The organism is Enterobacter sichuanensis (genome assembly GCF_009036245.1).
GTDB lineage: Bacteria > Pseudomonadota > Gammaproteobacteria > Enterobacterales > Enterobacteriaceae > Enterobacter > Enterobacter sichuanensis.
The window spans coordinates 564,206-577,430 of sequence record NZ_CP027986.1; the positions used below are offsets into that span (position 1 = coordinate 564,206).

The 13,225-nt window shown below is 61.3% G+C and carries 9 protein-coding genes; 5 read left to right on the forward strand and 4 right to left on the reverse strand.

The window, feature by feature from the left end; all coding sequences use genetic code 11:
* Nucleotides 1–9: 9 nt before the first annotated feature.
* Nucleotides 10–5,592: a trifunctional serine/threonine-protein kinase/ATP-binding protein/sensor histidine kinase gene (locus C1N69_RS02695; protein WP_155030645.1), complete on the forward strand. Its 5,583-nt coding sequence runs from the start codon at nucleotides 10–12 to the stop codon at nucleotides 5,590–5,592.
* 3 nt (nucleotides 5,593–5,595) lie between these two features.
* Here the strand turns inward: C1N69_RS02695 and C1N69_RS02700 are convergent, their stop codons facing one another.
* Nucleotides 5,596–6,213 carry a response regulator transcription factor gene (locus tag C1N69_RS02700; RefSeq protein WP_095441773.1) on the reverse strand — a complete coding sequence of 206 codons (618 nt, stop codon included), beginning with the start codon at nucleotides 6,211–6,213 and terminating at the stop codon, nucleotides 5,596–5,598.
* A gap of 284 nt (nucleotides 6,214–6,497) precedes the next feature.
* Between C1N69_RS02700 and C1N69_RS02705 the strand changes: the two genes are divergently transcribed.
* Together C1N69_RS02705 and C1N69_RS02710 are read left to right on the forward strand one after the other, a co-directional pair.
* Nucleotides 6,498–7,100: an ATP-dependent Clp protease proteolytic subunit gene (locus C1N69_RS02705; protein ID WP_008501342.1), complete on the forward strand. Its 603-nt coding sequence runs from the start codon at nucleotides 6,498–6,500 to the stop codon at nucleotides 7,098–7,100.
* 135 nt (nucleotides 7,101–7,235) lie between these two features.
* Nucleotides 7,236–8,357: a ribosomal protein uL16 3-hydroxylase gene (locus tag C1N69_RS02710; RefSeq protein WP_155030646.1), complete on the forward strand. Its 1,122-nt coding sequence runs from the start codon at nucleotides 7,236–7,238 to the stop codon at nucleotides 8,355–8,357.
* A gap of 100 nt (nucleotides 8,358–8,457) precedes the next feature.
* Here the strand turns inward: C1N69_RS02710 and C1N69_RS02715 are convergent, their stop codons facing one another.
* Nucleotides 8,458–9,876: an aminotransferase-like domain-containing protein gene (locus C1N69_RS02715; RefSeq protein WP_155030647.1), complete on the reverse strand. Its 1,419-nt coding sequence runs from the start codon at nucleotides 9,874–9,876 to the stop codon at nucleotides 8,458–8,460.
* Nucleotides 9,877–10,052: 176 nt separating this feature from the next.
* On the opposite strand from C1N69_RS02715, the gene C1N69_RS02720 reads away from it, so the two are divergent.
* Nucleotides 10,053–10,214: a DUF1127 domain-containing protein gene (locus C1N69_RS02720; RefSeq protein WP_059386776.1), complete on the forward strand. Its 162-nt coding sequence runs from the start codon at nucleotides 10,053–10,055 to the stop codon at nucleotides 10,212–10,214.
* A gap of 86 nt (nucleotides 10,215–10,300) precedes the next feature.
* On the opposite strand, the gene pdxR is transcribed toward C1N69_RS02720, so the two are convergent.
* Nucleotides 10,301–11,689 (reverse strand): MocR-like pyridoxine biosynthesis transcription factor PdxR, encoded by a 1,389-nt coding sequence (gene pdxR, locus C1N69_RS02725; protein WP_155030648.1) that lies wholly within the window; start codon nucleotides 11,687–11,689, stop codon nucleotides 10,301–10,303.
* A gap of 102 nt (nucleotides 11,690–11,791) precedes the next feature.
* Here pdxR and C1N69_RS02730 point away from each other — a divergent pair, with 102 nt between their 5' ends.
* Nucleotides 11,792–12,271, forward strand: coding sequence for a carboxymuconolactone decarboxylase family protein (locus tag C1N69_RS02730; protein WP_023310248.1), 480 nt, complete (start codon nucleotides 11,792–11,794; stop codon nucleotides 12,269–12,271).
* Here the strand turns inward: C1N69_RS02730 and C1N69_RS02735 are convergent.
* Entirely contained in the window at nucleotides 12,258–13,160 is a 903-nt protein-coding gene (locus tag C1N69_RS02735) for a LysR family transcriptional regulator (protein WP_155030649.1), read from the reverse strand. The two genes, C1N69_RS02730 and C1N69_RS02735, sit on opposite strands and share 14 nt — an antisense overlap.
* Nucleotides 13,161–13,225: the final 65 nt, after the last annotated feature.

Consider the following 13,225-nt stretch of genomic DNA (forward strand, 5'->3'; position numbering starts at 1 on the left):
GGATCGCGGATGAACGAACACGAGCAGCCTGCATTCTGGCCCGCCCAGGGGAATCTTCACCAGGGGCGGGTTTTTGTCCTTAAAGAGGATGTGATTTTTACCGTGCTGGCGCAGGAGGGGGGGATTTCATGGATGCATGCGCGACATCCTCATTCCGGCGGCTCGTTTATTATTGCCACCGCGGTGAGCGACGAAGAGGAAGAGCGGGCCACCCGGCTACTTAAAAACGAGTTTGCGCTGCGCGATATGCTGCAGGACAGCTGGGCCATTCGCGCTGTCGCGTCCACCCAGTACCGGGGGCGCTTCGCGCTGGTCTATGCCCCGTTTTCCTTTGAACTGCTGGCGCGACGCGCGGGCAGGGCGATCTCGGGGATCGCGCGCTTTATCGAGCTGGCGATCCAGATCTGCGTCCCCCTGCGCCAGATGCATCTGCAAAACCTGATCCACGGCGATATCAAGCCCGGCAGTATTTTTGTCCATCACGATGCCACCTGTCGTCTGGGCAGCTTCGGCCTCTCCTGCACGCTCTCCGATGCCCTCTCCGGGACCCGGCTTGCCGTATCTGGCGGTACGCCTGCCTGGATGTCGCCGGAGCACACCTCGCGAACCCAGCGTCCCGTTGATAACCGCAGCGATCTCTACAGCCTCGGCATGGTGCTGTATGAACTGCTGACCGGCCGCCTGCCGTTTGAGCTGGGGGAGGACGACCAGACCAACTGGGCGCATTACCACATTGCTTCAGAGCCGCTGGCGCCGGACGCGATACGCCCGGACGTGCCGGGGATGCTGTCGACCATCATCCTGAAGCTGCTGGAAAAGCACCCCGATAACCGCTACCAGACGGTCGACGGGCTGATTGCCGATCTCCGCCGCTGCCAGGCGACATTGACCTGTGAAGGCGACATCGTCGCCTTTCCGACCGGCCAGCAGGACCGCACCCCGGCAATCCATCTGGCGGATTCCCTGTTTGCGACCCATCCGCAGGCGAACGACATCATTGCCGCGTTTGAGCGGGTAGGGCAGAACCGGGTGCCGGAGCTGGTGACCATCGGCGGACCGTCGGGGATCGGCAAATCCTCGATCATCGCGACGGCGCTTAAAACGCTGCGGCAGCGTACGGTGCTGCTGGCGGTGGGCAAAGTCGATCAGTTTTCACCGTCGTTGCCCTACGGCGTATTAAGCTCTGCGTTCCGCTCCCTGACGCTGCACCTGCTGGGGCTGCCGGCAGACGAGGTGGCGAAGTGGAAAATCCGCCTCTCGCGCGCCCTTGAGGGGTATGAAGAGCTGGCCGTCAGCCTGGTGCCGGAGCTGGGCCTGCTGCTTGAGCGCAAGCCGCGCTTCTCGGCGGATACCTTTTCCATTGATGCCCGGGCGCGCTTCAGCCATATGGTGCTGGCGCTGGTGAAGACCTTTGCCTCGCAGGGCTGCCCGCTGGTGCTGGTGCTTGACGATCTCCAGTGGAGCGACGCCGCCAGCCTGCATACGCTGAAATATCTGCTGGCCAACGGCGGGGCTATCCCGTTGCTGGTGGTGGTGGCGCACCGCGATATCGGTTCGTTATCCGACCCCACAGTGCAACAGCCGCTGGCGAGCCTGCCGGAGGCGGCACAGCACGCGAGCGAGATTGTCCCGCAGGCGCTGTCTGTTAAAGCCGTGGCCCGCTGGCTGGCGACGGTGTTTCGCACCCGCAGCGCGGCGACGACCGACCTCGCCACGCTGATCCATGAGAAGACCGGCGGCAACCCGCTCTTCGTGCACGAGTTTTTCCGCCGCATCGTCGATGACGGGCTGGTGGTGCATAACAAATATCAGGACAAGTGGCATTACGATCTGCAGGCGATCCGCGCCCGGCATTACACCGAAAACGTGGTCACCCTGGTGCTGGAGCAGCTCGAAGAGTTGCCCGACGAGACGCGCCGCCTGCTGGGCAGCATTGCCTGTCTCGGCGGCACGGGCGAGATGGAGATGATGTGCCGCGTGGTTGGCCTGTCGATGGCGGAAATGCGCTATGCGCTGCATCCGGCGGTGATGGCCCAGCTCATCGTGCTGACGGAAAAAAAATATGCCTTCACCCACGACAGGGTGCAGGAGGCCGCCGTTGCGCTGCTGGATCGGCATGAGAAAAGCCACATTCACCTGACGACCGCCAGCCTGCTGGCCGACGCCGCGCGGCAGGCGGCGGGAAACGAGCTGCTGTTCCGCGCCGTTCACCACGTCACGGCCGCGCTGGACAGCATCCAGCCTGCCCCGCAGCGCCAGAGATTCCGTGAGCTGAGCCTGCTGGCCGCGCGACGGGCGAAGCGTTCGGGGGATTACCTTTCGGCGCTGAGCTATATCCAGACCGCCAGAGCGCTGGGCAACGCCGGGACGGTGTCAGACTTTATGCTCGATATCGAAGAGGCGGGCTGCGAGTTTGCGCTGGGGCACCTGGCGCGCACTCGCGAGCTGTGTGACGCGATCCTCGGTTGCCCCGGCGGGCTGACCGAAAAAGCGCTGGCGGCCAACCTGCTGGTGGAAGTCTACATTCGCCAGTCCGACAGCCGTTTGGCGCTGGAGGCGGCGCTCTGCTGGCTGGGGGTATTGGGCATCCAGATTGGCCGCTATCCGGAAGACGCCGACTGCGACGAGGCCTGGGAACGCTTCTGCAACCGTGCCAATGGTGCGCCACAACCTCTTTTTGCCCCGCTCTCACGCATGGAGAACCCGGAAACCGAAGCGGTGATGAACCTGCTCTACAGCGCCAGCATTTGCGCCAGCTTCATCTGCCCGCGCCTGCACTTTTTACTGCTCTGCCGCATGATGCACCTGACCCTCGATCACGGCATTACCGGCGCCTCCACCACGGCGATGGCCTGGTTTGGTTTGCTGATGGGTCACCGCTACGCCGAGTACCGCCTCGGGTTCCAGTACGGCACGCTGGCCCGCGAGCTGGTGAGCCGCCACGGCTACGATGCGTTTGAAGCCAAAACCCTGCTGCCGCTCGACCAGCTTAGCGTCTGGACCCAGCCTTTATCGTTTACCATCGAGTGCGCAAAAGCCTGTTTCAGCGCGGCGGTGACCCACGGCGATATGACGATGGCCTGCTTTGCGGCCTGCCACCAGGTGATTAACTTCCTCTCGCGGGGCGATCACCTGGACGGAGTGCTGACCAGCATCGATCGCGGCCTGGCGTTCGTGCGTAAAACCCACTTCCAGGACGTGGAAACCATTTTGATGGTTCAGCGCGGCTACGTTGAGTTTCTGCGCACGCCGGTCATCGGCACCTGGACCGCGTCGCAGGTATTGCCCGAGGCGCTGCTTCCCGCGTCGCCGGAGCAGGCCCCGGAGCAGACTTCCACCATGCTGTTCTGGTACTGGCTCTACCGCGGCATGGCACACTTTACCTGCGGGGAGTATGCCGACGCGCAGGCGGATCTCGAGACGGCGGGCTGGTATGCCTGGTCTGCGCCGGGACACATCCACCTGCTGGATTATCATTTCTACAGCGCTTTGGCGCTCTCCCGTCAGCTGACGCCGGAGACCTTCTCGGCGAACCATCGCCGCAGCATTCACGCCCATTACGACAAAATCGCCCTCTGGGCGCGCATTAATCCCGGCACGTTCGCGGATAAAGAGGCGCTGATCTATGCCGAAATTGTGCGTCTGGACGGGATGAACAGCATTGCCCTTGAGCAGTATGAGAAGGCGGTCCGGCTCTCCCGCGAGGGCGGGTTTAATCCGATCAACGCCCTGGCCCACGAGCTGGCAGGGCGCTTTGCGCTGGCCTGCGGCTACCCGACCGCCTCGGACGCGCACTTCCGCGGCTCGATTGCCGCCTGGGGCCGTGCCGGGGCGCAGGCCAAGGTGCGCCAGCTGGAGCAGGATTTCCCGCACCTGCTGGCCTCCGGACAGGCCAGCGCCTACGACACGGTGGCGTTCGCCCAGAATGAGACGATCCGCGATCTGCAGAGCGTGATCAAAGCCTCCCGCGCGCTGTCGGAGGAGATCAATCTTGAGCGCTTAATCGAAAACCTGATGACGATCCTGCTCGAACGCGCCGGGGCGCAGCGCGGGCTGCTGCTTCGCGTGAGCGATAGCCTGATTCCGGAGATCGAAGCCAGCGCCTGGACCAGTACCGAGGGCGTGCGGGTGCGGATCCTGAAAGACGTGCCGACGGCGACCGACCTGCCGCTGTCGGTGCTGGCGGCGGTGATCCGCACCGGGCAGGAGATCCGCACCGGTAAGCCGGAGGAGTTCCACCCCTTCAGCCAGGATCCCTATCTGGTGACCTCGGGAGCGGCCGTGATGTGCGTCCCGATGTTCAAACAGGCGCGGCTGGTGGGGGTGCTGTACCTGGAAAACCGCCTGATGCCGGAGGTTTTTACCGCCGAGCACTCGCGCGTGGTGAGCCTGCTGGGCGCGCAGGCCGCGGTCTCCCTGGAGACGGCGCGGCTGTACGCCGAGCTGCTGGCGGAGAACATTCAGCGTCGACGGGTCGAGAAAGAGCTGCGCGCCAGCCAGACCTCGCTGATGCTGGGTGAGCAGATCAGCCACACCGGCAGCTGGCGCTGGGAGCTGGAGCAGGACCTGATGTTTGTCTCGGACGAGTACGCCCGCATCCTCGGCCTGCCTGAACAGCAAAAGACGATCTCCATGGCGGAGTTTTTGACCTTCGTTCATGAGGACGATTACGCCCGCATCAGCGCCATCGTCACCCGGAGCGTGCGCGACGGGCTCTCCATGCGGGCGGAGTTTCGCGTGAAGCGTCCCGACGGCTCAACGCGCTACATCCTCGGGATTGGCGATCCGGTGGGCGTGGGCAGCGAGGTGAACGAGTATTACGGCATCATTACCGATATCACCAGCCAGCGCGCCGCGGAAGATGCCATGCGGGTGGCGCAGGCGGATCTGGCGCGGGTGTCCCGCGCCACCACCGTCGGGCAACTGACCTCCTCCATCGCCCACGAGATCAACCAGCCGCTGATGTCGATTGTTTCTAACGCCGGGGCGAGCCTGCGCTGGCTCAGCCGCGAACCGGCCCGGCTGGATAAAGTGCGCGAAGGGCTGGAGGAGATCGCCGCGGAAGGCGCGCGGGCGGGGGAGATCATTCGCAGCATTCAGTCCCTGACGCGCAAGCAGGATCCCACCTTTTCGCGTATCGATCTGCATGACCTGATCCACCATATCATCACGCTGTCGCGTAGCGAGCTGGAGCTGCGACAGATTAGCGTTGATTATCTGTTGCAGGCGCAGGAGAGCGTTATCACCGGCGATAGCGTGCAGATCCAGCAGGTGCTGCTTAACCTGGTGATGAATGCGGTAGAAGCGATGGCCGAGGTGACGGATCGTCCCTGCGTCATCACCCTCAGCACCAGCAACGCGGACGGGAAAGTTATCGTCGAGATCGCCGATACCGGCAGCGGCATTGAGCCCGAGCGGCTGGAGCAGATTTTTGACTCGTTCTACTCCACCAAAGCGCAGGGAATGGGGATGGGGCTGACCATCAGTGCCAGCATCATCGAGCGCCACTGTGGGAAGCTGAGCGCGCGCCGCCGGGAGCCGCACGGCACGGTGTTTGCCTTTGCGCTGCCGCTGGCCGAGCAGGAAGGGTAAACGTTACTCCGAAGGCTGGCTTTTGGTCAGGCGCTCAACGGCCCTGACCAGCTCTGCCACGGAGCGCACCTGCATTTTCTCCATCACGCGGCGGCGATGCACCTTCACCGTGATCTCGCTGACGCCCAGCTCGGCGGCAATCTGCTTGTTCAGCATGCCGCTAATCGCCAGCGTCAGCACTTCGTGTTCGCGCGGCGTGAGGGACATATGCCGCTGCTTCAGGGCGTAGTGCTCTTTATTGCGTACGGCGTTGTGTTCCGCCAGCCGGAGCGCGGATTCAATGGCGTCGATAAGCGCGCCTGATTCAACGGGCTTGGTGAGGAATTCGTAAGCGCCGCCCTTGATGGCGCGCACCGACATCGGGATGGTGCCGTGGCCGGTGAGGAATATAATCGGGATCTCGCGCCCGCTGTCCTTGAGCGCGTCAGCCACCTCAAAGCCCGAGATGGCGGGCAGTTGCATGTCGAGGATCACGCACGACGGCAGCTCCTCAAAGCGGTGTTGAAGAAACGTTTCTGCCGATGAAAAGCCGATGGCGTTTAAGTCTGCCGATTCCAGCAGCCCGATTACGGAGTGCCTGACTGCGTCATCGTCATCAACCACATACACAATGTGTTCCATTCACCGCCCCGGTGCTGATTTACATGTCGAGGATGCAAACAGTCCCGACGGCTACGTAAGAGACTGTTTATGCTGACTTTCATCTTAACACATTAAATATCATTATCATTTAACAATATGATAACCGTATGAAGTATAGCGAGCCGGGGCGGGAGTGGTGAAGGAACGAAACGCGTGCAACATGGGCAGTATGACTCAGCGCCCTCGTTATTTGTCGGTGAGGACTTTGATCGGTAAAACAGGCTACACTCTGGTTTTGAGCGCTAAATGCTGAGGACATAATAATGCACTACACACTGAAAGAGAGCGACAAGGATAAAGCGGAAGGGTCAAACGGCGCGGGCGCTCTGCAGCAAAAACTGCTGGAGTCCCGTTCGATTGTGATCTCCGGTGAGATTAACCAGGAGCTGGCGCAGAAAGTGATCACCCAGATGATCCTGCTGCAAAGCGTTAGCAACGATCCGATCAAGCTGTACATCAACAGCCAGGGCGGTCACGTGGAAGCGGGCGATACCATCCACGACTTTATCAAATTCATCCGCCCGGAAGTCCACGTTATCGGCACCGGCTGGGTGGCAAGCGCCGGGATCACCATCTTCCTGGCGGCGAAAAAAGAGCACCGCTACTCGCTGCCCAATACCCGCTTTATGATCCACCAGCCGCTGGGCGGCGTGCGCGGTCAGGCGACGGATATTGAGATCGAAGCGCGCGAAATCATCCGCATGCTGGACCGCGTGAATAAGCTGATCGCGGATGCTACCGGCCAGCCGCTGGAAAAAGTGAAAAAAGACACCGACCGCAACTTCTGGATGTCTCCGGCAGAAGCGCTGGACTACGGCATCGTGGGCAAACTGATTACCCATTATGACGAGCTGAAGCTGGATTAAGTTTTCGCGCCGTGTATGTGTCGGGTGGCGGCTACGCCTTACCCGACCTACACGCCCTCGTTTGACCCATGACAAGTTCCCCCTCTGCCTTCTTGCCTATAATCGCGCCTGTTTCCCCTCTCACTGGTGCTATCCATGGCGTATCAACTGAACCTGAACTGGCCGGAATTTCTTGAGAAATACTGGCAAAAACAACCCGTTGTGCTGAAAAATGCCTTCCCGAATTTTGTCGACCCGATTACCCCGGACGAGCTGGCAGGCCTGGCGATGGAGCCGGAGGTCGATAGCCGGCTGGTGAGCCATATCAACGGCAAGTGGCAGGCCAGCAATGGTCCGTTTGAGCACTTTGACGATCTGGGCGAAACGGGCTGGTCGCTGCTGGCGCAGGCGGTGAACCACTGGCATATGCCTGCGGCGGAACTGGTGCGTCCGTTCCGCGTCCTGCCGGACTGGCGTCTGGATGACCTGATGATCTCTTTCTCCGTCCCAGGCGGCGGCGTGGGCCCGCATATCGATCAGTACGATGTTTTCATTATTCAGGGGATGGGCAGCCGCCGCTGGCGCGTGGGTGACAAGCTGCCGATGCGCCAGTTCTGCCCGCATCCGGCGCTGCTGCATGTGGATCCGTTCGAGCCAATCATCGACGAAGATCTGGCCCCGGGCGATATCCTCTACATTCCGCCTGGATTCCCGCACGACGGCTTTACCCATGAGACCGCGCTGAATTACTCCGTCGGCTTCCGTGGGCCAAACGGCCGGGATCTGATCAGCAGCTTCGCCGATTATGCGCTGGAAAACGATCTGGGGGGCGAGCACTACAGCGATCCGGATCTCACCTGTCGCGAACACCCGGGCCGCGTGGAGCAGTACGAGCTCGATCGCATCCGTCAGATGATGATCGAGATGATCGGCAAGCCGGATGATTTCACAAAATGGTTTGGCAGCTTTGTCTCCACGCCGCGTCATGAGCTGGATATCGCCGCCGCCGAACCGCCGTATTCTGCAGAAGAGGTGCTGGACGCGCTGCAGGGCGGCGAAACGTTGTCTCGCCTGAGCGGCCTGCGCGTGCTGAACATCAACGGCAGCTTCTTCATCAACAGCGAGCAGCTGGAGACGGTAGACGCGAAGGCGGCGGATGCGCTGTGCCGCTACACCGAACTCGGCCAGGCTGAACTGGGGGATGCCCTGAACAACCCGGCGTTTGTTGCAGAGCTCACCGGGCTGATTAACCAGGGGTACTGGTACTTCGACGAGTAGTGCGGTCTGTCGCCCGGTGGCGCTGCGCTTACCGGGCCTACAACGGCGGTTTTCTCCCTCTCCCTGTGGGAGAGGGCCGGGGTGAGGGCATCAGGCCGCACTAGCCCTCCTCCATCGCAATCACAATCGCCTCGCCCATCTTCCTCAACGCCTCGCGATGCTTATCCGTTGGCGGCAGCGCCACGTTGATCCGCAGGCAGTTGCGGTACTTCCCGGAGGCGGAAAACAGCGACCCGGCCGCAGCCTGGATCTTCAGCCGACACAGCTGCTTGCTGACGCAGACCATATCCACGTTTTCCGGTAGCTCAACCCACAGCAGGAAGCTCCCCTGTGGGCGCGTGACGCAAATCTCTGCCGGGAAATACTGCCGCACCCAGCAGGTGTAGGTTTCCATATTCTGCTGATAAATCTGGCGCATACGACGCACATGGCGATGGTAATGACCGTCGCGGATAAACGCCGCCACCGCCATCTGCGTGCCCGGCACGTTAAACCCGCCCGCAGCGTATTTCATGTGCATCACCCGGTCGTAGTAGCGTCCCGGCACAATCCAGCCGACGCGCAGGCCCGGCGCCACGGTTTTGGTAAACGAGCTGCAGAGGAGTACGCGACCGTCGATATCCATCGAATGAATGGTGCGCGGGCGCGGGTACTCGGCGGCCAGCTCGCCATAAATATCGTCCTCAACAATCACGATATCGTGCCGCTGGGCGAGGGCTAAGACCTGTTTTTTTCGTGCTTCCGGCATGATAAACCCGAGCGGGTTGTTGCAGTTGGGCACCAGAATCACCGCCTTGATTGACCACTGCTCCAGCGCCAGCTCGAGCGCCTCGATGCTGATCCCGGTTTCAGAATCGGTGGGTATTTCAATCGCCTTGATGTCGAAGCCGCGCAGCATCTGCATGGTGCCGTGAAACGACGGTGACTCCACCGCCACGATATCCCCCGGTTTGCATACCGAGAGCAGGGCGATCGACAGCGCGCCGTGGCAGCCGTTGGTGATCACAATGTCGCTTGCCGATACGGTGGAGCCGCTGTCCAGCATCAGGCGGGCAATCTGCTCGCGCAGCTCCAGACGCCCGTCCAGCACGTCATAGCTCAGCATCTCGCCCGGGTTATGCTGCGCAATGCGGCTCATTTCGCGCCACAGGGGTTTCAGGCTCGGCTGGTTAATGTCCGGCGAACCGCCGCCGAAGGAGATCATCTCTTTGTCGGCGCGGGCATCCAGCAGCATCATCACCTCATCCCACTGGGTAACCTCCACCGGTCGCTGTACCGGGCGGGTCATTGCCGGGACGGGCGGCTGGGCCTTGCGCGGCGAGACAAAATAGCCGGAGCGCGGCTGAGGGGTGATCAGCTGGAGGTTTTCGAGGATCTGATAGGCCTGCTGTATGGTGCTGATACTTACGCCGTGTTCCTGGCTCAGCGCGCGTACCGACGGCAGACGTTCGCCGCTGCGATACAGCCCTTGTTCAATGCGTTCTGCCAGTAGATTGGCCAGATGTTGGTAGCGCGTCATGCTGTATCCTTTGTTTTCACCATACAGATTGTTAAACCAGTACAGATTGATGGGCTAAACGCCATGCAGATACCGTTTTAGCGGATCTGTATGGTAAACAAAAGCAGTTTTTGAATCTGTATTGTACAGGCCATTTTCCATGATGATAAGCCCACTGGCACAGCGAGGAGAGCATCATGGAATTCTACGAAAATCGTTCAAAACGTCCGTTTATTGTGTTTGTCTGGATCGCGAAAACGCTGCGTAACTGGTATCGCATCAACCGTACCCGTCGCATTCTGAGCCAGATGAGCGACGAGCAGCTCAAGGACGTTGGGTTGTCGCGTAATGATGTGTGATCCACGTCGTCGCCGGGTGGCGGCTGCGCCTTACCCGGCCTACTCGAGCCCGTAGGCCCGGTAAGCGTAGCGCCACCGGGCAATTTTCAGCTTAACAGCTCAAGCGTCTGCCGCTTCGGCCTTTCCAGCAAATCCAGCGCCTCCTGATACGACCGCACGTTGTTATAGCCCATCACCAGCCCGTAGCGTTTGCCCGACCCGCGATACCACTCCGAAAGCGCATTAACCTGCAGCTGCTGTTCCTGCCAGCAGCGCGCCACGTCCTGGTCAGCGCTTCCTCTGGTGAGAAATGCCACGATATGCATCCCGCCATCGTTTTGCTCGGTGAAAAACAGATCGCCATACACCTCGCGCAGGGCGGCAATCATCCACTCCCGGCGGGTCTGATACAGGGCGCGCATCTTCTTCAGATGCCGGAAAAAATGGCCTTCATTGAGAAAGGTGGTGAGGATTTTTTGCGTCAGCACCGGCTGGCCGCTGGTGGTAATGTCTGCGCAGTCGGTAAAGGCCCCGACGGTGCTGGCGGGCATCACCACGTAGCCCATGCGCAGCGACGGCATAATGGTTTTACTGAAGGTGCCCATAAAGATCACCCGGTCGTGCCGATCGAGGCTTTTCAGCGACGGCAGAACCTTGCGGGTGTAGTGAAACTCTCCGTCGTAATCGTCTTCGATAATCCATGCGTCGTTCTGGCTGGCCCAGTCGAGCAACTGCTGTTTACGCGGCAAAGAGAGCGTGACCGCCAGCGGACTCTGGTGCGACGGGGTCACGATGGCAAAACGGGCGTCGCGATGGTGACGGAGCAGGTATTCCGTGTCGATGCCGTTGCGGTCGACCGGCACGGTGTGCAGGCGCGGCACGATCCGCTTGAGCAACTGCTGGCCCATAAAATAGCCCGGATCTTCAAACACCACCTTGTCGCTGCGGCTGGCGAGGGTGTCGAGGATCAGGCGCAGGCTGCCGCTGTAGCCGCTGGTGATCAGCACCTGTTCGGCAGTGCAGGACAATCCGCGTGAGATATTGAGATAGCGGGCGATGGCCTGACGCAGCGGATACCAGCCCAGCACCGGCGGGTTGAGCATCTCCTCCTGGCGCATGGAACGCGTCGCCTGGCCTGCCAGCAGCAGCCACTTTTTATAGGGGAAGCTGTCGAGGGAGGGGATGCCGGGACGCAGAAAACCTGCCCGCTCGCGCTGGCTGATAAGCGAGGCCGGAAGCCTGCCGGTGGCCTGTTCCGTCGGCGCAGGAGTGGCCGGCAGCAGGAGGTCCGGGTTGACCCGCGTGCCGCGCGCGCCCTGGCTTACCAGATACCCTTCCCCCGTCAGAATGGCATACGCCGTTTCGACGGTTTTACGCGCCACCTTCAGCTCTTCCGCCAGCACGCGGATGGCGGGCACCTTATCGCCCGGCTTCAGCACGCCGCGCGTGATGTTGTCGCGATAGCGGGAATAAATCTCGTGATAGCCCGGCTTCATGTCCTACCTCATTTCACGCTTTTTGTATCTTTTTACTATGTCATGAACGGCGTAGATTTGCCTCATCGCATCACACATACCGTGTAAATCAGAGGAAAGACCATGAGCACTCGCGTCAACCACCACAAAGTCACACCTGCCCTCGCTAACGCGCTGTCTGCCCTGAGCATGGAGGTGGCGAAAACCTCCATCGACCCGGCGCTGAAGCATCTGATCGACATTCGCGTGTCGCAGCTGAACGGCTGTACATTCTGCCTGGATATGCACTCGAAAGAGGCGAAAATCGCCGGCGAGCGCGAGCTGCGCCTCTACCATCTGGCGGCATGGCGCGAGTCCCCGCTGTTCAGCGCCCGTGAAAAAGCGGCGCTGGCCTTCACCGAAGCGCTGACCCAAATCGGCGTTCATGGCGTGAGCGATGCGCTCTACCGCAGCGTGGCGGAGCACTTCTCAGATGTGGAGATTTCAGAGCTGAACTTCGCCATCGTGGCGATTAACGCCTGGAACCGTCTGGGGATCACCTCCCGCATGGCGCCGGGCGCGCTGGACGCGGCTTACGGGCTGAACAAGGCTAACCTGGAATAATTCCGCGCTCGCGGACCATCGCCACCAGCGCCCGCAACCCCGGCGGGACGTGGCGATGGCCAGGATAGTACAGGCGCAGCCCGGCAAACGGCTGTGCCCAGTCGTTTAAGACGCTCACCAGCTCCCCGCTTTTCAGCTCTTCCTGAATATAAAGTTCCGGTAAAAAACCGACCCCTAACCCTGCTTTCACGGCGCGGATCGAGGCGAAGAGATCGGAGGTGGCAAAGCGCGGCGGCACGGCCAGCGCGTACGTTTCACCCCGACGGGCCAGCTCCCAGCGGTAGATCCCGCCGTGGGCCATCCGCATGCCGATCCCCTGGTGCTGCAGCAGATCGTCCGGCGTCTCGGGTATGCCGTGACGGGCGAAGTAGTCCGGCGTGGCGGTGACAAGCTGGCGGATCTCGCCGGTTAGCGGCACGGCGATCATGTCCTGCGGGACGGACTCTTCAAGACGGATCCCTGCGTCGTAACCTTCGGCGACGATGTCGATCATCCTCGCTTCGCTCACCGTTTCCACGCGCATTTTCGGGTAGCGGATCATGAAGTCGATCAGCAGCTGGTCCAGAAACAGGGTGCCAATATTGTTCGGCACGTTGAGGCGCAGCGTGCCGGCAGGTTCCCCGGTGTCGCTGTGGATCTCCTCCCCGGCGAGACGGATCTCCTGCAGGGCCGGACCAATTCGCGCCACATAGCGCTGCCCGGCGTCGGTGAGGGCCACGCTGCGGGTGGTGCGGTTAAAAAGGCGCGTCTCAAGGCGGCTCTCCAGCCCGGCGATGGCGTTGCTGACCGCGGTGGCGGACATCCCCAGCTCCTGCGCCGCGCCGCGAAAGCTGCCGCGCCGCACCACCGCCATCACCACTTCCAGCTCTGTCAGACCTGAACGATGCATAGATTATCCTGAAAATCGAAACAACCCTTGCAGCATAGCGTGGATTATCGCAACGGAGAAGCCGT